The organism is Roseofilum reptotaenium CS-1145, assembly GCF_028330985.1.
GTDB lineage: Bacteria > Cyanobacteriota > Cyanobacteriia > Cyanobacteriales > Desertifilaceae > Roseofilum > Roseofilum reptotaenium.
In genome coordinates, this window is sequence record NZ_JAQMUE010000100.1 from 86,445 (window position 1) to 109,984 (window position 23,540).

15 protein-coding genes and 1 pseudogene are annotated in these 23,540 nt (G+C 43.1%); 5 read left to right on the top strand and 11 right to left on the bottom strand.

Features of this window, described 5'->3' with window-relative positions; all coding sequences use genetic code 11:
* Positions 1-189: 189 nt before the first annotated feature.
* The 3 genes and pseudogenes from PN466_RS22760 to PN466_RS26670 form a co-directional block, all read right to left on the bottom strand.
* Positions 190-3,042, bottom strand: coding sequence for an ATP-binding protein (locus PN466_RS22760; RefSeq protein ID WP_271944298.1), 2,853 nt, complete (start codon positions 3,040-3,042; stop codon positions 190-192).
* Positions 3,043-3,158: 116 nt separating this feature from the next.
* Positions 3,159-4,259 carry an adenylate/guanylate cyclase domain-containing protein gene (locus PN466_RS26665; protein ID WP_449314331.1) on the bottom strand — a complete coding sequence of 367 codons (1,101 nt, stop codon included), beginning with the start codon at positions 4,257-4,259 and terminating at the stop codon, positions 3,159-3,161.
* Positions 4,251-5,942: pseudogene (locus PN466_RS26670) on the bottom strand (cache domain-containing protein); the annotation flags it as partial. The gene PN466_RS26665 and the pseudogene PN466_RS26670, both read right to left, overlap by 9 nt.
* Before the next feature lie 265 nt (positions 5,943-6,207).
* Here PN466_RS26670 and PN466_RS22770 point away from each other — a divergent pair.
* Entirely contained in the window at positions 6,208-6,393 is a 186-nt protein-coding gene (locus PN466_RS22770) for a hypothetical protein (protein WP_271944301.1), read from the top strand.
* Positions 6,394-6,599: 206 nt separating this feature from the next.
* On the opposite strand, the gene PN466_RS22775 is transcribed toward PN466_RS22770, so the two are convergent.
* The 4 genes from PN466_RS22775 to PN466_RS22790 form a co-directional block, all read right to left on the bottom strand.
* Positions 6,600-7,775, bottom strand: a complete 1,176-nt coding sequence (locus PN466_RS22775; RefSeq protein ID WP_271944337.1) for a M20 family metallopeptidase — start codon at positions 7,773-7,775, stop codon at positions 6,600-6,602.
* Positions 7,776-7,891: 116 nt separating this feature from the next.
* Positions 7,892-10,093, bottom strand: a complete 2,202-nt coding sequence (locus tag PN466_RS22780) for a hypothetical protein (protein ID WP_271944303.1) — start codon at positions 10,091-10,093, stop codon at positions 7,892-7,894.
* Positions 10,094-10,406: 313 nt separating this feature from the next.
* On the bottom strand, positions 10,407-11,156 hold the full coding sequence (locus PN466_RS22785) for a hypothetical protein (protein ID WP_271944305.1): 750 nt from the start codon (positions 11,154-11,156) through the stop codon (positions 10,407-10,409).
* Positions 11,157-11,183: 27 nt separating this feature from the next.
* On the bottom strand, positions 11,184-11,858 hold the full coding sequence (locus PN466_RS22790) for an actin-binding WH2 domain-containing protein (RefSeq protein ID WP_271944307.1): 675 nt from the start codon (positions 11,856-11,858) through the stop codon (positions 11,184-11,186).
* 107 nt (positions 11,859-11,965) lie between these two features.
* On the opposite strand from PN466_RS22790, the gene PN466_RS22795 reads away from it, so the two are divergent.
* Together PN466_RS22795 and PN466_RS22800 are read left to right on the top strand one after the other, a co-directional pair.
* Complete coding sequence (locus tag PN466_RS22795; protein ID WP_271944309.1) at positions 11,966-13,963, top strand: WD40 repeat domain-containing protein; 1,998 nt, start codon at positions 11,966-11,968, stop codon at positions 13,961-13,963.
* Between the two features lie 48 nt (positions 13,964-14,011).
* The gene (locus PN466_RS22800) at positions 14,012-14,218 is read left to right on the top strand and encodes a hypothetical protein (RefSeq protein WP_271944310.1); all 207 of its coding nucleotides are present in this window, start codon (positions 14,012-14,014) and stop codon (positions 14,216-14,218) included.
* Between the two features lie 47 nt (positions 14,219-14,265).
* On the opposite strand, the gene PN466_RS22805 is transcribed toward PN466_RS22800, so the two are convergent.
* Positions 14,266-15,456, bottom strand: coding sequence for a lipid-A-disaccharide synthase-related protein (locus tag PN466_RS22805; protein ID WP_271944312.1), 1,191 nt, complete (start codon positions 15,454-15,456; stop codon positions 14,266-14,268).
* 93 nt (positions 15,457-15,549) lie between these two features.
* Between PN466_RS22805 and PN466_RS22810 the strand changes: the two genes are divergently transcribed.
* On the top strand, positions 15,550-16,296 hold the full coding sequence (locus PN466_RS22810; protein ID WP_271944314.1) for a hypothetical protein: 747 nt from the start codon (positions 15,550-15,552) through the stop codon (positions 16,294-16,296).
* A gap of 81 nt (positions 16,297-16,377) precedes the next feature.
* Here the strand turns inward: PN466_RS22810 and PN466_RS22815 are convergent, their stop codons facing one another.
* The 3 genes from PN466_RS22815 to PN466_RS22825 all read right to left on the bottom strand — a co-directional run bounded on the left by PN466_RS22815 (position 16,378) and on the right by PN466_RS22825 (position 21,121).
* Entirely contained in the window at positions 16,378-17,337 is a 960-nt protein-coding gene (locus tag PN466_RS22815) for a DUF6492 family protein (RefSeq protein WP_271944316.1), read from the bottom strand.
* A 604-nt stretch (positions 17,338-17,941) separates the two neighbouring features.
* Positions 17,942-19,246, bottom strand: coding sequence for a hybrid sensor histidine kinase/response regulator (locus PN466_RS22820; RefSeq protein WP_271944318.1), 1,305 nt, complete (start codon positions 19,244-19,246; stop codon positions 17,942-17,944).
* A 3-nt stretch (positions 19,247-19,249) separates the two neighbouring features.
* Complete coding sequence (locus PN466_RS22825; RefSeq protein WP_271944320.1) at positions 19,250-21,121, bottom strand: two-component system response regulator; 1,872 nt, start codon at positions 21,119-21,121, stop codon at positions 19,250-19,252.
* Between the two features lie 770 nt (positions 21,122-21,891).
* Here PN466_RS22825 and PN466_RS22830 point away from each other — a divergent pair.
* A complete protein-coding gene (locus PN466_RS22830; protein WP_271944322.1) occupies positions 21,892-23,406 on the top strand; it encodes a TolC family protein in 1,515 nt (504 codons plus the stop codon).
* Positions 23,407-23,540: the final 134 nt, after the last annotated feature.

Here is a 23,540-nt window from a genome sequence, read left to right on the forward strand (position 1 = left end):
GATACTGGAACTCCAATTGCTAATATCAACAGGAGTCCAAGTAATATCCAATCCTTAGATGTTTGCCACAGATGATGGACGCGGGGACGCGGAGATAGCCTCTTGCCTATAGCCTCTTGCCTATAGCCTCTTGTCTTTTGCCTTTTGCCTAGCGCAAAGCGCTCTCTTCCCCACTCCATCATCCCCTACCTAAGTTCTCGATACTTGATTATTGAGCCTCAAGGCTTCTTGAGAGACTGCTACCAGGTCTTCAAACTGAAACCGATTGACCCAAGTGGCGATTGTCTGACGTAACTGAACCTGTTCTTCCGACAGATGCTCAAGAAGCTGTACAATTTGCTCACCATCGGCTCCTGTGGCAAAATACTCTAATTGTTCAAGCCATTCACGGGGCATCATGGCTAACTGGAAAGGATAAATTTCTCCTAGATCTCCAGAACTATGGCTTAAATCTTCAAGAATCTCATAGACATAATCAATCCCAAGATAGTACTTCATTTTCTCCAAGATCGCTGACTCTCGGAAAGGTTTACGCACAAAATCATCACATCCAGAAGAGAGAACTAAAACTTTTTCTTCCTCGAATACGCTCGCAGTCAAGGCAATAATGACCGTGGCTTGGCCGTGAAGATGTTGTTTAATGTACTCAGTAGCAGTATAACCATCCATGACTGGCATTCGCATATCCATCCAAATTAAATGCGGTTGCCAGTCTTCCCACACTTCAATAGCCTGTTGACCATTTTCGGCTTCTTGCACCTCAAATCCCAAGGGTCCCAGGAGTTGCAGCAAAAGTTGCCGATTGCTCCAGCGATCGTCAACCACTAAAATACGATAGGTTGGTTGACCTGGAACTAAACCGATCACCCTCTGATTGTGGGCAGACTGAAGACTGAGACTCTCTGCTAATTCTATGGTAATCTCAAATTCAAATCGGCTGCCCAGGGGAGAGTAAGCCACAGCAACCCGTTCAGAAGTGAGGTCTTTGGTCATGGTATCCGAGGAAGTCGGAGTAAATTGATATCCACGACTGATCGCCCGAATCTCTCCCCCCATCAATTCTATAAATTTGTGGGTCACACTTAGACCCAATCCAGTCCCCTGTTGGGAAATCTGTCCAGAACGGCTTTGGATAAACGGGATAAAGAGGCTAGAGAGTTCTTCTGGCTCAATGCCGATACCGGTATCTTCAACTTCAAAGTGGAGGTGATGGGGAGAAGTTCCCCGACTGACTCGTAAAACTACCCTCCCTTCAAAAGTGAATTTAAGGGCATTGCTCAGGAGATTAACCAGGACTTGGCGTAGCTTACCTTCATCGGTGCGGATATAGGCAGGCAGATCTCGATCGAGGTTGACTTCTAGGGTAATGCCTTTAACTTGGGCTTTGAAGGCAAATAATTCTTGTACAGTTTCGAGCAGATGTTTGAGGTCAAAGGTATTGCTATTCAGATGTAGATGACCGGCTTCTATTTTAGACATTTCCAGGACTTCGTTAATCAGTCCGAGGAGGTATTCGCTAGCTCGATGAATGATGTTGAGATGTTCGCGTTGTTGGGAGTTTTGCCCACAATGACGCAACATCAGTTGGGTAAAGCCAAGAATAGCATTGAGGGGAGTTCTGAGTTCATGACTCATGTTAGCTAGGAATTGACTTTTGGCTTGATTGGCTTCTTCGGCTGCTTGTTTGGCGTTTTCCAGTTCTAAGGTGCGCTCTTTTACTCGGTCTTCTAGACTATTGAAGGAATCTTGGAGTTGTCGAGCCATTTGGTTAAAGGAGTGGGAGAGCCATTCTAGTTCTCGAATCCCTGCCATTTTAATGGCGGATACTCCAATGGAGTTCAGTTTTCCTGGGGGGTTTGCGTCAGTAGTGCGGAGCGTTATTGCCTCACTGGCTGCGGCTAGGCTTAAAATGGGGCGGGTAATCCAATGGGCAGTGATAATACCCATACCAATGGCTACGATCAGAGAAATGACACATAAGACTATGGTATTGCGGGCATTCGTTTCTATCGCTTCCATAAAGTCGGCTTCAGAAACCACCACCACGATTAACCAATCGAGACCATAGCGATCTTGATAGGGCATCACTTGTACGAAGTGATGTTCTTTCTGGAGATAAAAGTCGAGGTGTTGGATGTTTTGAATTTGATCGAGCGATCCTAGAGATTTTAATAAGTGAGAAGTGGTTGCTTGAATGATTGGATCTTGGCTTTCGCTGGCATGAATGCGTTGGGCAACTCCGTTTTCAATAACAAAGGGTTGAGGCAAGCTGGAACTGGCGACTAAGTTCCCGGAGCGCTCCAAAATAAAGGTTTGCCCCGATTTCCCGATTTTGAGGGTAGCCAGAAATTCACTAATTTGGGTGAGAAAAAAGTTATTGCCTAAGACTCCAATCAAGTTCCCGGCTTCGTCACGAATGGCGACACTGGCAGGGATAGCCATACGAGGATAGGCATGGTAAGTAAAGATGGGTCCCCAAACTTCTTGTTCGCTTTCGACGGCAACTTTATACCAGGGGCGATCGCGGATCGGAAAATTGGGGGCTTCGTTAATGAGTTCAATCGGACGATTGTGCTCATTGAGCCAATGAAATTGAATGCTGCCTCCCGTTGCTTTACCTGCTCTCATCAGTTGCAGTCGATCGTCGCGTCCATGGGCAATACCGATAAACTCGTTTGTCTCACTGCCAAAGAATACGGAGTCAATGCGATCGAAGCGTTTTATTTGTTTAATAAAATGGTTTTGCAATTTGGGAAAATCTTCTATTTGCAAATATCCTAATTCCAAAGTATCTAGAGTGACCTGATTAACTTGATGGGGAATACTCAGGTATTCCGAGAGTTTTTGATCGATCCGTTGACTAACTTCATAGCGCAATTGCGTCGCCACTTCATTGACTGCTTTTTTTCCATAGCGGACAGAAAACCATCCGGTTAAACCAACTGCTATCACGATCTGGAGAACAAACGGGATAATCAGCAATAATTTCAAGGGGATCTTGGCACTCAGATTCCAGCTATTTTGATGATTTAAAACAGCCATATAGGTTGGTCAACCATTTAAAAATAGAACTTTTTTTTAAGTTATCTTAAAAAAAATTTTCGGGAAACCCACAAGGGATCGATTGAGATTGAGGGGAAAGGGATTGAGATCTGAGTTTATTGACCTAAGAGCCAATAGGTAAACATTTCTCCTTTACCCTTAACGTCTATTTTACCCCGTTCGTGAAAATGATAGTTATTTCTTAACAATTCATAAGTTTGATGGGTAACCTGAATCTGGCCCGGTTTCCCTTGGGACTCCATCCGAGAAGCGACATTAACCGCATCTCCCCAGAGATCGTAAATGAATTTGCGCGTCCCAATTACTCCAGCAACAACGGGGCCAGTATTAATACCAATACGAATTTGGAAGGGTTGATTAAAGGGGGTTTGAAACTGACGGATAATATTTTGCATCTCTAGGGCCATATTGGCGATCGCCTCGGCATGATCTCGACGAGGTAGGGGGAGTCCTCCCGCCACCATATAGGCATCACCAATGGTTTTAATTTTCTCTAAATTATATTTTTCACAAAGATGGTCAAATTGAGAAAAGATGCGATTGAGTAATTCAACCAATTCATGAGCCTGTAGATTGCTCGATAGGGGAGTAAATCCGACGAGATCGGCAAATAAGATGGTGACGGACTGAAATTGTTCGGCAATGACGACCCCAACTTGGCGATCGCTCAGGTCGTTCTGTTTGAGTTTGTCGGCGATCGGTTGAGGTAAAATATTTAAGAGTAATTTCTCTGATTTAGCTTGTTCAAGTCGGAGCGCATCTTCTGCATTTTTGCGTAAGGTAATATCATCAATTACGCCTAATAAGCCAATGACTTTCTGATTGGCATCATGAATGGGAATCTTACTAATGTCAAGCCAAATGGGTTCACCATCTTTTCCGGGTTTAACTTTTTTGGCAATCATGTGCAATTGAGGGGTATCGGTTGCCATAATTTCCTGGTCTTTGGCTCGAAATTGATCGGCCAAATGACGCGGTAATAGGTCATAGTCTGTTTTGCCGATGACGATTTCTGGACTCTCTAATCCGGCGGCTTCTGACCAATTGGAATTACAGCCTAAAAAGACGCAATCGGTATCTTTCCAAAAGACTTGTTGGGGAATATTATCTAAAATCAGGCGTAAATAGTGTTGTTGTTCGCGCAGAGCGGCTTCACTATGCTGTAGGGCTAACCATGCTTTGTGGCGATCGCTAATATCATAGGCAGCATAGAGCAGACAAGGATGCCGATTCCATTGAATTTTTTCAGCAGATAATAAGAGGGTTTTGATCTCTCCAGAGGCGCTTTGTAGTTCGACTTGTTGATGGCGTAAGGTTCCTTCGTTTTCTACAGCTTCGACTAAGCGCTGGTGTTCTTGAGGATTAACCCAGAATTGAAGTTCGGTTTCTTGATGGTGAATGAGGGTTTCTGGGGAATATCCCAAGATTTCACAAAAGCTATCATTAACTTCTAATAAGCGACCATCGGCGATCGCACTAATAAAAAGCGGATGGGGACTTAAGCGAAAGGCGGTTTGAAAATGCTCTTGGGCTTCTTTTAAGGCTTGGGTGCGTTCATGAACCTGAGTTTCTAAGTTTTGATTCATTTCTTCCCAAGCTTGGAAGGAGATATTGAGTTGATAGACCATCTGATTAAATCCTTGGGCAAGTAGATTTAATTCCTCAATCCGTCCCCCATAGATTTTGGGAGCAATTTCTCCTTTGGCAATTGCCTTTACCCCGTCGCTGAGTTGGGAAATGGGACGAGAAAGCCAGCGACAGATGAGTAAACCCAATCCTAAAGCACCGATTAAGGCTATTGCACAGAGGGCGATCGTTGTCCGGGTATTGGCATGAATCTGAGCCATAAAATCGGCTTCGGGAATAATCACCACAACGACCCAATCAAGCCCCTTTAAATACTCTTCTGAGGAGTCTAGATTATGGCCGACGGTAGTCACATCAAGAAAATAGCGTTTTCGTTGCCAAGTCATCATCAGGTCTTGATGATCTTGGAGGGAAGCTAAGGCGGTGATATGGCTGGCAGCGTTCTGAATTAAAGGATTTTGACTTTGAGAAGCTTTAATTCGTTGACGACCTTCTGGAGTGTCAATAAAGGGCAATTCCGGGGCAGAACTAGCCACCAGTTTACCGGAGCGTTCCATAATAAAGGCTTCTCCAGTGGCGCTAATCTCTAAACTGGCTAAAAAGTCACTAATTTGGGTGAGAGTATAGTCTACACCTAGGACTCCTTGGAGATTTCCTTGGTTGTCATAGAGGGGTAAAACGGGGGTAATTCCTAAATCCTCGGAAGCAGCAAAGAGGTAAATGGGTGACCAAGTGGCGGTTTTCGCTTGGACTGCGGCTCGGTACCAGGGACGGGTACGCGGATCGTATTGGGTGCTGCGGATAAGGTCATCGGTGGGATTTCCTTGCTCGTCTAAGGGATAGATGTTGCGGAATGGGGCACTATTGCGATCAAGGCGATAAACGCGGGGGGCGGGGTCGCGGTTGACCATGATAAAGTCGCCTTGGGTGTTGCTATAGTAGAGCGATCGCACCCAGGGATGGATTTGCACTTGTTGCCAAAAGTAGGGTAGAGCCAGATCGAAGTTGTCGGGGTCAAAGTGTTCAGTGGCGATCGCCGCTTCATTCATCTTCAGAAATAAATGGGGCGTATCGGCAAACCGTTTCAGATGTTCTTGAATGCGATAGGTGACTTCCCAACTCAAACGAGTCGCCAACTGATTGACCGATTGTTGACCATTGTGAAACGACAGATAGCCAATCAATCCCACCACTAAACATAATTCCAATACAAAGGGAACCACCAACAGGAAGCGCAATGACAAGGTTGAATTACCTTTTAAGGAAAGAGAAATCGGTTGTTTGGTGGACATTATTGATCGGCCCAAGGACTATTGATCATGATACTCATCCTTTTGGGAGACTCCACTGACTTCTATCACTGGCTCAAAAAGGGTCTAAGACAGTTCAATTTCGAGCTTCCGTAAAATCCCGTAATCAGCTTCTCGCTAATTCAGTAATTCTACAGAACTCTATTCCCAGTGTATCGAACAATCTTCATGGAAGGTTTACAATATAAATCCTTAAATTGCCCTAGCCTATATAGAGAGCTTCTAAAAAATAGCAGTATCTCCAATCATGCTTACGTCTTCCTCAACTTCTCCCGAATTTAATTCCTCCGCCGAAGAATTTTCATTCCTGGAGCGTTGCCGAGATTTGATGGCGCTTCTTGAACTAGACGAGACCGATAAACTCGAAGGGAATTATTCCCTTGAGGATTTCTTGTATCTACAACAAGCTATTCGTGAAAAGTTGGCTCAATAGAGATAGCGCAGCGCTTCGCGCTAGGCAATAGGCAATAGGCAGTAGGGACAAGTTGGCTACGTCTTAATTTTTAAATTTATAGGGCTGCGCGCTGTTGATTGCTGGTTCGATATCAAAGGTGTAGCAAAGTGCTTTACGGATTTTCCTCAATGATTCCCTATTCCCCATTCCCCATTCCCTATTCCCTATTCCCTATCCCTTATCCCCTACTTTTGCCAATAAAGGGCTGCGGCATAAGCTAAGGTAACCACACCAACAGCAATAGCGCTTTCATCGACTTCAAATTTAGGATGATGAAGGGGATAATTGGTCTTATGAGCATGGCCAACTCCCAAACGGAACATACTACCAGGAGCATGATCTAAATAGAGGGAGAAATCTTCAGCACCGAGAGACGGTTCAAGCAGATTAATGACGCGATCGCCCCCCAACGCTTCTTTCGCAGCCGTTTCGATTAATTGAGTCACGTTTCCATCATTTTGTACCGAAGGAACCAGGCGACGATAGCGAAACTCATAGGTCGCACCATAACACTCGCAAACACTCTTAACAATCCCTTCAATCCACTGGGGTAACTGGGCGCTGGTTTCTGGATGGAGCGATCGCACTGTTCCCGTTAACTGCACCTGATCGGCAATCACATTATGGGCCCGACCCCCACTAATTTGGCCAAACGACAATACCACCGGACGCAAGGGATTTTGAGTGCGACTAATAGCCTGTTGCAAGCTAGTAATAATCTGAGCCGCAATCCAAATTGCGTCTTTAGCCTCATGGGGCCTAGCCCCATGGCCCGATTCCCCCATAATTACCAATTCCAGCTCATCAGCCGCCGCCGTCAGTGCGCCATAGCGCACGCCAACTGAGCCAGCAGGAATGGTTGGATAGACATGAACCCCTAAAATGGCCTCCACATCTTCCATTGCCCCTCCCTCGACCATCCAGCCCGCTCCTTGGGCGACTTCTTCCGCTGGTTGAAAAATAAACCGTACCGTACCGGGTAGGGATAGGCCCAACTCAGATAAAACCATAGCTGTGCCTAACCCTAACGTAGTATGCACATCATGGCCACAGGCGTGCATAACCCCAGTTTGGCGAGAGGCAAATTCTAAATTCGTACATTCATTAATCGGCAGCGCATCCATGTCAGTACGAATGGCTAAACATCTAGCCCCCGTTTCTACCCCTGGCAATTCACCAATCACTCCCGTTTTGCCCACATCCTCTTTAACATGCAATCCAGCCGAAGATAGTACCCCCGCAACGTAGGCAGCGGTTTGCCGTTCTTGGCCGCTCAGTTCAGGATGAGCATGGATATGGCGACGAATTTCAATCAGTCGGGGGGCGATGCGAGCAGTGAGGTCTTGGATTTCAGAGAGCATGGTCAAAGACAAACGGGCGTTAGACAATTTGCTTAAACTATAACAAGATGTTAGAGATTAGAGTATCCGGATAACGTTTCGACATAACAGGATTTCCTGACTTTATAAATACCCTCTTAGGGATGAGAGTGAAGTTGGAGGCGATCGCCCTGAAATTGAACCCTTTGCTCACCCACTCGCACGACTGAATTTAAGCCACGTCCCTCAACTTTAATTGGTGGTGCATTCCCCTTCTGCACCGTCATCACGACAAAAAACTGGTTATACCCCGATGCTTTAATTTTACCCCCCGTTTCCGTGGTTTCATAGGTTAACTTCACCGCTTCCGGCAGAATAAACCGACCGTTTAGAGTGGCTCCCGAATCGGATGTAATCGTAAATCCCTGGCTTTCTAGGGTTACCTTTCCTGCGGTATGCATCACCCAGAGCGTCGGGACTAAACTCTGTTCAAACCGGTCTACCACTGCAAATAATCCAGGGACACCCGATCGCCCCGTATAATCAACCGCAAAAGACCTAAGCCAGTTTTTATAGCCCAAAGTCACTATCCCCGATCCACTGCGATCGGACTCAAAAAAGAGGAGTTTCGAGCCATGATTTCCCTTAACATTGGGCACAACTACCACATTTTCATCTTCTCTTCGTCCTTCACTAGGGCCGGCGATCGCCCATTGTTCTCCTAATCCCCAAATCCGAAAACTCCCGGCATCTGGAAATGACCAAGACCCCGTGTTTCTCGATTCACCTTTTAAATAAATACTGGTAATAAAATCATTTTTATCTTGCCATTGATTCCGAAACACATAAAACTGCTTTTGCTCATCCACAAACACTCGGTCAAAAATCTCTACAGGGTTCTGCTCTGCCACATCATCTGGATATCCCACTAAGGCATAAATCGCATCATGGGGAGTATGCTCATGAATGCCAAAAGTGCGATCGCCCTCCAACCCCCAATGACGATCAAAAAACCAGACCAGCGCCGGAAGGAAGCGATCGGAAGTCACCGGAAAACCCAAAGTAAACAATGACCCATCTGGCCCTAATCGGTGTCGGCCATATGTCGGAACTTTAACCCCATTGTCCTGATTAACCATCCGCATTAGATAATGAGGTAAAATCCATTTCATCTTTCCTTCACTGACCCAATCTTTACCCAAAACTCTCTCATAGGCTTGCAGGGCTGGCAAGAGCTGATACAACGATTCACGAGTATACAAATCTCCTTCTGTACCAAAAGTGCGATCTCCCAGAGCAAATTGTATATAGCGCTCGATATTTCGCTCGGCAACCTTTAACCAATACCATAAATCTTCAGAATCCTGATAAAACTGATTATTGGGAAAAAATTCCTGGGGTTCTTGCCAAATTGCTAAAGCGGCCAACAGCGCTGCCGAACGCGCTCTAGCATTCCAATTACTCGCAGCATTGCTATTCCATCCCTTACTCGGTGAATCTCCATTCACCAAATGAACAATCTGCATCGCTAACCAATGGGTTACTTGCTGACGCTGTTCTTGTGTCCAACTCGAGTAACATAAATCATAGGCTAAAGCAATACCTGTGACTGCATTGGAGCGTTCGAGTAGCCGAGGTGGAGGGTTCTCCATCGTCTTCTGAACCAATTCCCATCCTTGAATAGCACTTTCTTGATTTTCATTCAATATGGATAAGAAACAATGACCTGCCCCATGGTATCCACTATTGGGGCCATAACCCTCATAGTAAATCGTTCCTTGAAGCACCCGATTGAGTTGGGTAAGGATAGCTTCACCATAGGGAGTTTTCGCTTTTTGACGTAATTGGGGTAGTTGGTCTCTAGAAAACACTAACCGGGGGTGTTCTTGGGGAGTAATGGGTTGGTAACTAGGGATAGGATTTGGCCATTGAGAGGTTAATGTTCCCTGTACTGATCCCAACAGCAATTTATCCTTAAATTTTCCTGTATAGCTTCCCACCAGTTTCCCTTCGTGGGGAAATAATTGGATTTCATACTCTGCCGTATTCATTTCAGATCTCCAAGGATGAGACTTAACCTGAAGTTTCAAGTGTAATCGCCACACCGAATCAACAGACAGATCTTGGACTACACCCTGATGGTCTACTTCTTTATTAAACCGAGGAGAATATCCCCACACCTCTGGTTGACACTCGCCTCTATCGCACGTTAAATCTAAAGTAATATCTTGATAAACTGGTTTTTCTTCCCAGAGTTTCCAGACTCCATGTTTGAGACGAATGTGTAAATTTCCGGAGAGAACAGTTGGATCGATTGGTCGTAACTGTACGCCCTGCGATCCCCCTATGAAAAATAACATGCTGGTTACTAAAAGTAAGTTAAGTTTCATAGAAGTAATGGAAATCGAAAAATCTAGACAATCTGGTCATACCATTTCTCTATATAGCACTTTTTACTCAGCAATAGGCAACAGCTTAAAGTTTTGGAACCTAAGCCATACAAGCTATTGCAAAGCAAGCCTATTCTCTATTCCCTAGCGCGAAGTGCTATATAACCCTTGTTGACCAGTTTATCACTTCCCTTTATCACTGCCTAGTCAAAGAGTGACAGCCGTTTATTCTATTCTCGAGTAGAGTCTAATTTTTATGCGCCCATGTACCACAACCTCTTCCCTAACGCGAAGCGCTATAATAGCTTTCACTGACCTGTTGTAGTTTTCTAAGTTCCCGATGGACACTAATGCCAATTTCTAAGGTTTCATTAATTAAGCGCCCATAATGACTTTCTTGACCTTGGATATCAAAATCAATTAAATCAGACAAATTACGATCCAATTGATCGAATAAATCATCGGGTAATTTGACTTGGTGATACTCGCGCACTAATCGTTCTGCTTTTAGGGCATGGATAAAGCTATCTTTAGTAATTCTTAGCGCTTCAACCATTTGATGACGATTCCCACTATCTTGCTCCATGTACCCATCTGTAATTAATTGATCTATACGGTAAAATATGGTGACTATGCGTTCATAGTTATCCAATTCATTTAAAAGAGTAAGTAAGTAGATTAAAGGTTTGGAATTCAAATAAACGTAGAGATTGATAATCAGAAACAAAAAAGCAGATAACCCCAAACTGGAGACGATGGGTATCCAGTAATTGGGATTAGTGCTATTCCAGGAGTTTTTGATGGTCAGTAAAGTAGTACCGGAAGCAATCACCAAAGTTAGGAAAAATAAGCCTAACTCGAGTCCTGAAAATCTCAACAGAGCCGCATTTCGTTTTTCATCGTTGGATTCCTGATGACTGACTTTCGCCCAAACTCGATAGTATTCTCCAAGAAAACTATCATGGATGGAAATTCCACTAATGTTTTGCAGGGTTTCATCGGATATTCGCAGGTCTTCTAAGTCTGAATTCATAAATATTCTGACGCAAAATAAATAAAATCAGTTAAACAAGGCAAGAAAAGATCTAAAAACTGCACTATAGAAATTACTTTCTAAGGGACGGAAGAGTTCAAAGGCTTTGCCTGGAGTTCCCATGAACGGTCGTAGTGTCCAACCCAGTTGACTACCAATAATACCATATAAGAATAACCAGCCTAAGAGGATTCTATGGCGAATTTTATAGCCAATGTCATCGGCTTTCATCAATTGTTTCATCCCTTCATAAAAGAACTGAATACCGAAAAATCCAGTGACTCCTAAAATGAGGACGTTGAGAAGCAGATAAAAGTGGTAGTCGGGGATACTTAACAGGAAGAAAACGGTGATGGGAGCAAAGCCACAAAGTAAAATACTAATCAATCCCATGGCACTCATGAGTAAACAGAGGTACTGTTCGGGATTACATTTAGAGCCAAATAAGACATTAAATAGATAGAGCGTAGGGAAACAAATAATTAAGGTGAGTAGATATAGAGCAGGTAGTTTGATGGCTGAAACTAAGGACTGATACCAATGACCATAGGCTCCCATGATCAATCCATAAAAAGCAAAAAATATGGAGCTAGAAATGAATAAGCCAGTAATTTTAGATTTGATTTTAATGCCTTTGTAAATTTCCTCCATGAATGAGTTTCGCTCCCGTAGCATCTGCATGACGATGGCAAAATAATTCATGACTATTGACTCCTGAAGTGATATATTATAATAGAATGACTTCAAAAGTAATCCTTAAGTTCCCATTTTCCATTTTAAGCTGAATTTTGGGGATTCATATTCAAGTTATGAAATATTTAATCTTATTTAAGATCTTAGGGATAGTGGGTATCTGTGCGCTAGAGCAAGGTTCAGGAAGAATATTAGGTACAGATGGGGCGATCGCGTTTGAGCCAGCGGACATCGAAGCGATGGGTCGCCTTATTGCCCAACCCGTACAGCCTCTGCGTAGTGTTCCCCCAGGAATTCCACCGACTCAACAATTATCAGAACATACCAGAGCAGTGAAAGCCGTTGCGGTCAGTGCCAATGGTCGCCTCATTGCCAGTGCTGGGGAAGAGAATCAAATTTATCTGTGGGATTTGTGGGAAAACCGGTCTAGTGGACTGCTCAGAGGTCATACGGAAGCGGTGTTAGCGTTGGCCATGAGTCCACGGGGTAAGTTAATGGTTAGTGCAGGTTTAGACCGCACCATTAAAGTGTGGAATACTCAAACTAGGCAAGAAATTACCACGTTTAGGGGACATCGCAATGGTATTTTAGCCCTAGCGGTGAGTCCCGATGGACGAATTTTAGCCAGTGGTGGCTTAGATCGGACTATTCATTTATGGAATCTGGAAACGGGAAAGGCGATCGGAATTTTAGAGGGTCATGAAGATTGGGTACAAGCGTTAACATTTACTCCTGATGGCCATACGTTAATTAGTGGCAGTGCGGATGCAACCATTCGGTTTTGGAATCTGTACACGGGTGAGGAAAAACAGGTTTTGGAGTCTCCAACAGGTGGGGTTTTAGCATTAGCTCTGAGTGAAGATGGAAGGATTTTGGCTAGTAGTGGCTTTGAAGAGGCGATCGCCGTTTGGAATGTGCCTAGGGGAGTAGTGGAAACCCTATTAACCGGTCATCGCATGGGGGTTTTGTCCCTCAAGTTTAGTCCCACAGGGAATATTTTAGCCAGTGGTAGTGATGATGGGACGGTGAAGTTGTGGAATATGGATACTGGATCTCAAATGCAGACCTTTTCGGGTCATAAAACGGGAGTAAGCGCGATCGCCTTTACCCCAGATCGTCGCTCCTTAATTACTGGGGGAGACGATAGCTTAGTCAATCTGTGGAATCTCGATACTCGCCTATTTCCCGACAATTTTACCCCCCATGACGATACGATTTCTGCTCTCGGATTTACGGGGACAGGAGATTTATTAATTAGTGGCAGTTTAGATCAAAGTGTGAAGATTTGGCCCGTTACTGAACAGGATAATTCTTCTCCTCTACATACCGTTTCGAGTCATGAAACTTCGGTTTGGTCTTTAGCCATCAGTCCTATTCAACCGGTGATTGCCAGTGGTAGTTTTGATGGCAAAATCAAGCTGTGGAATTTAGTTACGGGACGGTTAATTGAGACCCTCACGGCCCATCAGGGAGGAGTGTATGGGATGGCTATTAGTGCCGATAGTCAACTGTTGGTCAGTGGAGGAGACGATCGCACCGTCAAATTATGGGATCTGCAAACAGGAGCATTGTTGAAAACCCTAGGCGGCCCCAGACAAACGATTTATACGGTAACGTTAAGTGGCGATCGCCGTTGGTTAGCCTGTGGTAGTGCCGATGGTATGGTTCACTTGTGGGATTTAAGTCGCTTAGAATTAGTCTCCAGTTTTCCAGCTCATCGGGGTGCAGTATACGGGTTAGCACTGACCAGAGATGGTAAATTGTTAGCATCAGGAGGAGAGGATGGTCAGGTGCGGGTGTGGGATTTGCGACTAGTGGAACAGGAAAAGCGAGAGATTCCCACCAGTCGTCGTCTACAAAAAAATGGCTCTCAGGTGCGATCGCTCGCTATTACTCAAGATGCCCGATATCTGATTACCGGGTCAAGTACCGGAGAGGTCAAGGTTTGGAACCTGGTGAACGGTGAGTTACTGCATACCTTAAGGGGTCATACTGGAGGCGTTTCAGCACTCTCTATTCACCCAAATAATCGCACTGTAGCAACGGGCAGCACCGATCAAACCATTCGCCTATGGGACTTGATCGCGGGTAAATCCCAGCAAGTTTGGCGTTAGGGGATCATAATAGAGGTTAGGTTTATTTTTACTGAGGAGTGTGCGATCGTGAACAGTCAATCTTTAGCTCACTATATTGAAGCCACCGATGGCATCTCAAAACCCTGGTTACTGCTCCAGTTGCGGTTAAAAAAGTTGCAAGAGCGTCGCCAAGAACTTGCACCGGAAGAATACATGCAACAATTGACCGAAATTCACCAAGATTTAATGAAACTTGGCGAGTGGTGGAAAGGAATCGAAGATCAAGTTTTTTAGCGTTGAGGGAAACCCTGACCCTGCTCGAAGAGAGAATCAAATCTCAATTATGAATGACCCTCCTTCATCCTAATGATCCTCATAATTTCCTCTGAAAATCTCTGGGAGGCTCCTGTAGGACCGATTCGATTTTGACCGTTTTCAAGACAAGTTTGCAAATAAGACTCATCCCTAAGAATATGCAGAATTTTTGCGGCTGCTTCTGCTAAAATAGCAGGAGTCGCTGGCCCCGTCCCCACGGTTGTAATAGATGGCCCTAAAAGCCGCATTTGGGCTTCCGCAAATCGATAGGTAAATTGGGGGCCTTTACCGGCAATTTGGACAATAGGTTTACCTAATCCGACCGCTTGTTCTACGGCGGTTCCTGCCATGCCAATCACCAGATTACACTGATGGAGAATGTCGGGGAAAGCATCGAAATGATAGTGAACTGTGGTCTGGTTTTTGGTAAGTTTTCCGGGTGTATAGTCCCAGCCTTCTTGAGTTGCTAGTGCTTGTAATTGCGTCTGGTGAATATGGGGAACTAAGGCCGCTTGAAATTGTAGGGGTTGCTGGGATGAGAGTATTTCACACAAGCGCAATTGTAGGGTAAAGTTTTCTAAGGCTTCGGGAAGACGACTGCCAGGGAAAAGGGCAATCATGGGTTGATTGGGGTGTAGATTTAAGGGTTTTCCGGTTGGCGTGAGAGTGTCCATAAACGGACAACCAATAAATGTGGTTTTGGGGAATCCTTGTTGCTGTAAATCCCTGGCAGTAAAGGCATCGCGGGTATAAATTTTTTGGCATTGCGGCGATCGCAAACACTGCGCCGTCAACCATGGTAACTTAACCTTACCCTCATAGTAACTGGAGGTCGAGACCACAAACGCTAGATAAGGACGACCCGTTAACTGAGCTAAACCAATGGGAACAATATCCCCAACCGCCACTAACAGGTCACACTGCCGACTATAGCGCTTCAGCGCCCGAATTTGCCGCCAGGTTAACCCAATCAAACCTGAAAATAGGTCTTTAATTAGATAAAGCGGATTCATATACCATATTCCGCCAGAAGGAAGGGTGCGCGTCGGGCCAATAATGGGCACACCTAAACCGCGATAGGCTCCCCCTGCACCCACGAAAGGCATTGCCCCAACCTTCATCTGGGGATAAGACTCTTGCAAAGCCTTGACTATTAAACTGCCATTGAGGTCTTCCCCATGACCATTACTGAGGAACAGTAGGGATGAGTGATGCATAATATAAGGCTTCGCGCTAGAACAAGGCTTTCATTTTAGCACTCGGCGATCGGGTATAATCTCCTTGTCAAAACGCAACGAGAAAGGGAGATCATGCCTAGCCAAAATCAATTAACCCGCGACCAAATTCAACGGCCTCAACTGAATCTCTTGGCAAGAATGGAAGTAGAGGGAAAAGAGATCGCTGATATCAAAGATGACGACCTTTACGATGCGATTGAAAATATCGCCCGCAATGAGCCTGTTCACACTTTACTGGAAATTGGATCTTTTACGGGGCAAGGCAGTACGAAAGCCTTCGTTACGGGGCTGCTAGAAAATCCTTGTAAGCCCCATCTATTTTGCATTGAAGCAGTTGACAATCTGTTTTTTGAGTTAGACAAACGCTACAGAGACTATCCACAAGTTCACTGTTACCATGGGTCTACGGTTGCAGCAGAGGATTTCCCTTCTCCCGATAGAGTAAGCATTTTTTATGAGAATTATCCTCAAGCTTTGGAACAGCCCTCAGTTGAAATACTCTTAGAATGGTTAGAGCAAGATCGGAATTACATTAAGGTTAACGATATTACTCCCCACATTATTTCTATAATCCAACAAGAATACAAAATCGAACATTTTGATGTGGTTTTAATTGATGGCTCTGAATTTACTGGCGAGATAGAGCTAAAACAAGTTTACGGTGCTAAGATCATTATTTTGGATGACATCAACACTTTTAAAAACCATAATAACTATCATCGTTTAACAACAGATCCAGGCTATTTTGCCATGACTTATAATCCCTCTCTAAGAAATGGTTATGCTATTTTTTATCGAATGGACAATGTATCTTCATAAAAGCTAGAAATATCGATAATGTTCTGCCCTACCCTAGGATAAACTTACATTTTACAAGATGCACCAGATTTGCGATTCAACCTAGACAGCTTCTACGTGCAGCCGACTATCGTTTAGGATTAATTTAAAAACGAGATGTTCTGATGAGAGCATTTGCCTCCTTAAGTCATCTGGAATATAATCCATTGTTTTTAATCGTGCCTTTAAATCTAGGAAACTGTGACAACCCACTGTGGCAAATTCTCTGCTTTCGATAGCATCCTTGGCAAGTCGAAGAGTAAAATCATTTTCTGAGTGATCGTGAATAAAATCGCAGCTTTTTAAATGTCTGGATATAACTCGTTCGGGATGAAATTTCATAGCAAAGTGATAGTAAATCACATATTCAGAAGCCGCATTCCACTTCTCAAACTTTACATTGTCTATAAATACTTGCCAAAATTCTTTTTGATGAGTGTTTTCAACCCTAAAAAAGAGTTTCTTGACAATATCTCGGTTCAGTAAAACATGATGGTGCATACCACTAAATGGGTTAACTGGATGCCAACCCGGAATCAACCGTTTGGCAAAATCAATATGACTGTGTTGATATTCTTCTGGATAATTCTGGGTGTTGAGTAACCACTGAAAAGGATATCCATAAGAAAAAATTGCCTGATTACGATCAGTTAAAAACATCAAATCTTGACTCACAAAGAAGTCAGAATCTAAAATTAAAGTATGGGGTTGTAAGTCAGGAATAACTTCAAAGACATAGAATTTCAAGAGCTGCTGATAGTACCAAGAACTATTGTTGTATTGACTTTTTTGATATTGTAAACGCTCTTTAATATCGTCAAGACTAAATGGATAAGTTGCTTCATCAATCCAGTGAATAGAGTGATGGACTAGAATGTTTTTTTTGCAGTTCTCTTGGCAGGCAATAATATAAATCCTATCGATTGGGGTTAGGGAATGGGCTAAAACTCCTTCTATACATATCGGAAGTTTTACCCTATCTTTCGCAGCAACAGGAATAACAACATCAATTTTTGATAGCATAAGCTAAAAAACCTGAGTTCGGGATCAGCAAAGAAGGATGGAGTAAGCTGAACTCAGAGAGTGACAACAGGTTTGAATCTAAGGTTAAGCTTGACTTTGAGAATTTAAGCTAGCAAAAAAAAATCAGCGGTTTTTTGGGCAAGTAATCCTCTAACCTGATATTATCGTGATGCGATCGCGAAGCGAAACGGAGTTTTATCGCGACCTTTCAGTTGATGTTTTCAGCAAAATACCATCGAAAAAAGTTGCTATAGCGACCTTTGAGCTGCCTTGTCACCCCTTGAGATAGAGTCTAGCTAATTATCTCACACTAATTTATGGATTCTGTACAATTTATGGATTCTGTACCGGGTTTTCCCTTGTCCCTTTTGCTTGCCCCTCGCCTACAACCTTAACTTGTTACCGATTACCAATTACCTATCACCAGCGCGTAGCGCCATAAAAAGGGCGGGTATTGCCTAAAGCCTTCCCGCCACCTGGTCACCAAGGAGAAACCATACAGTCATGACGAGTGACTTAGACCGCAAGTTCCCAACTGGGACAAAAATCTGTCTGAAGAGCGTTAAGTGTTAATAATCATTTGCCTAGGAAATGCGAATCTATATCAATTCTTCACGGGCAGTGCTAGCGTAAAAGTAGTTCCTTCTCCGAGTTGAGAGGTAAATTTCAGGGTTCCTTGATGTTTATCTTCAATAATTTGCCGGGAAATTGCCAATCCTAGTCCTGTACCTTTATTAATCCCTTTAGTTGTAAACAAATAATCAAAGACTTTCTGTTGAATTTCGGGTTTCATGCCGGCTCCATTATCTTGGATGTCAATTGTGACTTGATGGTTATTGGCATCACAACTTGTAGTAATCAGAATTTCATTCGGCTGATTTTGAATTTCCTCATAAGTTTTCCCTTGATTAGAATCTTCTAGGGCATCAATCGCATTCGCTAACAGATTCATAAACACTTGATTCAATTGGCCGGGATAGCAAGCAATAAAGGGTAACTCTCCATAGCTTTTAGTAATTTTAATTTCGGGTCGATAATCTTTCGCTTTCAGGCGATGCCTGAGAATCATAAGGGTACTATCAATTCCATCATGACAGTTAAAAGAGACTTTTTGATCGCTATCGGCACGGGAAAAGGTACGCATGGACTGACTAATAGAAGTAATGCGATTGGTTCCTTCTTCCATCGATTTAAGTAATTTGGGAAAATCTTCCTGTAAATAGTCAAATTCAATTGCATCTAATTCATCAAGAATTTCATCACCGGGTTCAGGATATTTTTCTTGATATAGTTGAATGAGTTGAATTAAGTCTTGGGCATAACTTTTGGCTTCCGCAATATTGCCCGCAATAAAACCGACTGGATTATTGATTTCATGGACAATGCCGGCTACCAGTTGACCCAAAGACGACATTTTTTCTGTCAAGACTAATTGAGATTGAGCTTTTTTGAGTTCTGCGGTTCGCTCTTCCACTTTTTGTTCCAATGATGCATTTACACTGGCCAGTTCTTGAGTGAGAGATTGTAACTGCAAATGAAGATTGATTCTCGCTAAAACTTCTTCTTGTTGAAATGGCTTTGTGATGTAATCAACGGCCCCAGAACTGAGTCCTTTGACTTTATTATTTGCATCTGCCAGGGCGGTCATAAAAATAATTGGAATGGTATTAAGATTGGGGTCTTTTTTGATGCGATGACAAGTTTCAAAGCCATCGATTCCAGGCATCATAATATCAAGTAAAATTAAATCAGGCTGGATAGAAGCAAGTTTTTCTAAGGCATTTAAGCCATCTTTGGCGACCAATACCTTAAATCCTTCTTCTTTAAGAAAGTTAAATAAAACTTTGATATTAGTAGGATTGTCATCAACAACCAGCAGGGTTTTTTGAGCGCTAGAAGAAGTGTTCATAGGTCAATTAATCCTATAATTTTCGATAAATTGAGTGGCTGATTCAGAGTTTAGAGGTTTTGCAAACAAAAATCCTTGGCCACATTCGCACCCTATGTCTTTGACGATTTTGAGTTGTTCTTCGGTTTCGATGCCTTCGGCAACCAGATCCATACCAAGATGGTGAGCTAAAGAAATGATGGTTTGAATAATTGCCAAACCTTCTGCACTATCCAGACGAGAAATAAAACATCGATCAATTTTTAGCGTGTTTACAGGAAAAGAATGGAGACGACTTAAGGATGAGTATCCTATGCCGAAATCATCAATACAAATTTTAATGCCTTGATGATGAATTTCTTGTAAAATTTTTGTGGGCATTCCTTCATTTTCTAAAAAGGCGCTTTCGGTAACTTCTAGTTTGAGTTGATGGGGTAAAATCTCATGTTGACGACAGATGGTAATAATAGTGGTGAGAAGATGGAAGTTTTGTAATTGCAAGGGGGAGAGATTGACATTAATGACCAAATTTTGGGTCTGTGGAAATTGTTTGTGCCACTGTTGGAGTTGTTGACAGGCTAAGGTAAGCGCAATAAATCCTAATTCTTCAATACATCCTGTTTCTTCAGCTAAGTCAATAAAGTATCCGGGGGAAATGAGTCCTCGTTGAGGATGTTGCCAACGAATTAAGGCTTCAAAACCGACGAGTTGATGATTATCGAGGGCAATAATCGGTTGATAATGTAACTCAAATTGATGATTTTGGATGGCTAGCGGTAATTCAGCTTCCAGTTGAATGCGTTCTAAGGCACGAGATTGGAGATGGGGATTGAGGATGCAATAACCGCTTTTCCCGGCTCGTTTGGCTTCTGACATGACAATATCTGCATCGCGCAGAATGTCGGTCATTTGTCGATAGCCAAGGATGGATGGAATAATTCCTATGCGAGCATGGAGGGAAATGGGATAGTGGCCGATGGTAATGGGTAATTGCAAATGCTCTAAGATCCGATTAGCGATCGCCTCTTTGTCCGTATTTTCACATATTTCTAGTATTAATAAGAACTTGTCACCCCCTAAGCGTGCTACCTGTCCTTGTCCCCGCCAACATCCAAGCAATCGCTCTGCCACCTCTTTCAACACTTGATCCCCAATGCGATGTCCCAAATGATCGTTAACTCGCTTAAAATGCCCTAAATCTAGGAAAAAAATTCCATAGTTGATCTGAGAATGACTAGAAACATCATCTAACAATGTCGATAAATATTGAGTGACCCATAACCGGTTATATAATCCCGTTAGATGATCGTGAGAAGCTTCATAACTGAGTTGTTCTTCCCTGGCTTGTAATTTCTCTAAGGCTGATGAGAGTTGCTCAGTACGCTCTAATACACGGTTTTCTAAATCTTCATTCAGATGTTTTAATTTCGTTTCAGCTAATAGTCTGGCTTGGACTTCTTTATGAAGTTGCTTATTTTTTTCTCGTAAGTTTTGAGTTAAAGAGCGCAACTTAAGATGTAATTGAATTCGGCTTAAGACTTCTTCTTGATAGAAAGGTTTGGTAATGTAGTCCACAGCACCAAGTTTTAATCCCTTCACTTTATCTTCATTTTCGGATAGAGCAGTCATAAAAATAACTGGTATCTCCTGGGTGTTGGGATTCGCTTGAAGCTGACGACAGACCTCAAAACCACTTAATTCTGGCATCATCACATCCAGTAAGATTAAATCTGGATAGGTTTGATTCACCTTGTCTAAGGCATTTTTGCCATCTGTCGCCACTAATACCCTAAACCCTGATTTTTTCAGTAAGTTGAATAGCACCCTAAGATTGTTGGTATTATCATCAACAATGAGAATCAGTCCAGATTGGGTTGTCTTAATTAGGTTGACCATATCTGTGTATTGTGATCCAATCGCTTGTATACCTGACTGGTTGCTCCATCAATCTGTACATCTTCTTTGTAAACTGAAGGGATTGAGATCACCTCTCAAGCCTAGATGATTAAGACCCCCTAGATTGACCCATACACTGATCCAGCAACTGACGAACAGATGTAAATTAGCATAGCGCTTTTGAGGTTGAAGGAAAAGACTCTTTAATTGATATACTCCACTGGGCTAAAGCGGAGTACATTCTCCAAACATTACTGCGACTGGATTTCTGATTCAACGAGTTCGCTTAAATTAAATGCCTTGCGGTATTTAAACCAGAGACTCTCTCTCCTCAGACGTTTCCTCTATTTCAGAACCCTGTTCCCGAATGCCCTTCGGTACAGTTAACCCCTAAAATCCTTAGTTCCTCTTGTACTTGATGGTTAAAGTTTTTCTTCTCAAGCCTTCCTGAGAAGAACGGCATAACTTCGGTTTTCAAGGTGTGTCGCCTTTGAGCTACTGTTTGTTTCGGTGGTTGATTACCCTTTCTATGTTTATAATTGTAACATAAAAGCCGCTCTGGAAGGAAGTTGATCTAAACCCAATTTCCCTGACAAATCTATATTTTTACCATAACTGAAAACCTAAAAAGAAGTAACTCGCCTTGATTGTAGCACTATTGTTTGTCGTTGACTCGAAAGTTCTCCAGTTGGCTAGACTCTTAACACCGTTTGTGGGACCCAATGAAATTCATATTAAATTAACGTTAAACTTTTATCCAAAAACCAGCCATGAGCTATTACCCATCCGTTGGTCTATCCCTCATCTCTGGAGGGCTATTAACCCTTTATAGTATCGGTTTGAGCGTTGTTTTGCCTGCACAAGCGACTCCCTTAGAGGCTCAAACTGTTCAGTTTGAACAGAGAACAGAATCCGTCCCCTTGTCCTTGGCAATCACCGATGTTGTCCAACTGGTAGTTGAAAATAACACAGAAGTCAAAAATGCCTATCTCGATCGCATTGCTCAACGTCAAGATCTGGCCGTTGCTGAAGATAAATTTAACCCCAATCTTACCCCTCGTATTTTACTCAATGCTCGTCGAGGATCGACTGGCCCCATTATCACTCAAAGTGAAGGGTTAGATATCGGTGCCTCCCTGAATACTCAGCTTCCCATCGGTACGGAAATCACCCTTGACTGGAGAACTGTGCGCCGTTTAGAGCGACAATTTGCTTCCACTACTCCGTTGGATCAAAGGGCATTAAATCATCAGGTTGAATTACAATTGAGACAGCCCTTATTACGACGCTCAGGAGTCGCAGTTAATCAAGCTTCGGTTGAGCGTGCCCGATTAACGAATCGAGTGCAGATTTTACAAGTGAAATCTACATTAATCGATCGAGTGACTGATTCTATTTTGCGTTACCGTACACTCTTTCAACGTCAACAACAACTGGAAATTGCCCAATTAACCCTAGCGAACTCTCGTCGTCGTCTGGAAGTGACAGAAGCTTTAATTGAGGCAGGAAAACTCCCCCCAGTAGAACGGATTCAAGGAGCGGCAGATGTAGCGAATCAAGAATTGAGTGTTTTAAATGCTAAAAATGCCCTGGACGAAGCTCGATTAGACTTATTGAATTTATTAGAACTCGATCAAGATTTAGCGATCGCGGCTCAAGCTCCCACCCTCCAAGATCAACCGATATTAGAAGCGGAACAGTTAGTGTCCATAGCCCTAGAAAACAATCCCACTTACTTACAAGCTCAATTGACTCAGAAAATTGCCAACTATACTTTAATTGAAGCCGCCGACGATCGTCGTTGGGATTTGGATTTAGAAGCGGATTATAATTTTCAACCCAGTAATTTGGTTGAGACTCGATCTGATCTAACTCTAGGGTTAACTTTGAGTAAAACCTGGGGAGATTTGCAGCCCGAACAGCGCTTTCAACAAAGCCAAGTGAATGTGACCAAAGCTGAAAACACCCTAGGTCAAATCTATTCAAGCTTGAATATTGACTTGAATAATCTGATCCGTGAAATTCAACTGACCTGGAAAGAGGTGCAGCAATCTCGATCCAGGACTCAATTGGTGGCAGAGCAATTAGCAGCGGAAGAAGAGAAGCTCAGTCTGGGTCTTGACAATACTTCGCTAACTGATATTATTAATTTTCAAAATCAATTAGCTCAAGCCCAACAAAATGAATTGGGGGTTTTAATAGAGTACCTCAATGCCTTAACTCAGTTAGATCAGAGTCTGGGAATAACCCTAGAGAAGTGGAATTTAAACCTGGAAATTGAGTAATCTCTCATAGGATTTCAGGGCAAATCTTTCCCCTCTCTCTGAATAGGAGTCATAAAGTTTCAAGCTAAGTCTGTGCGATTGTCAATCCCAGGGAGAAGTGATAGGATAAACACACAGACAAGAATCTAGACTTT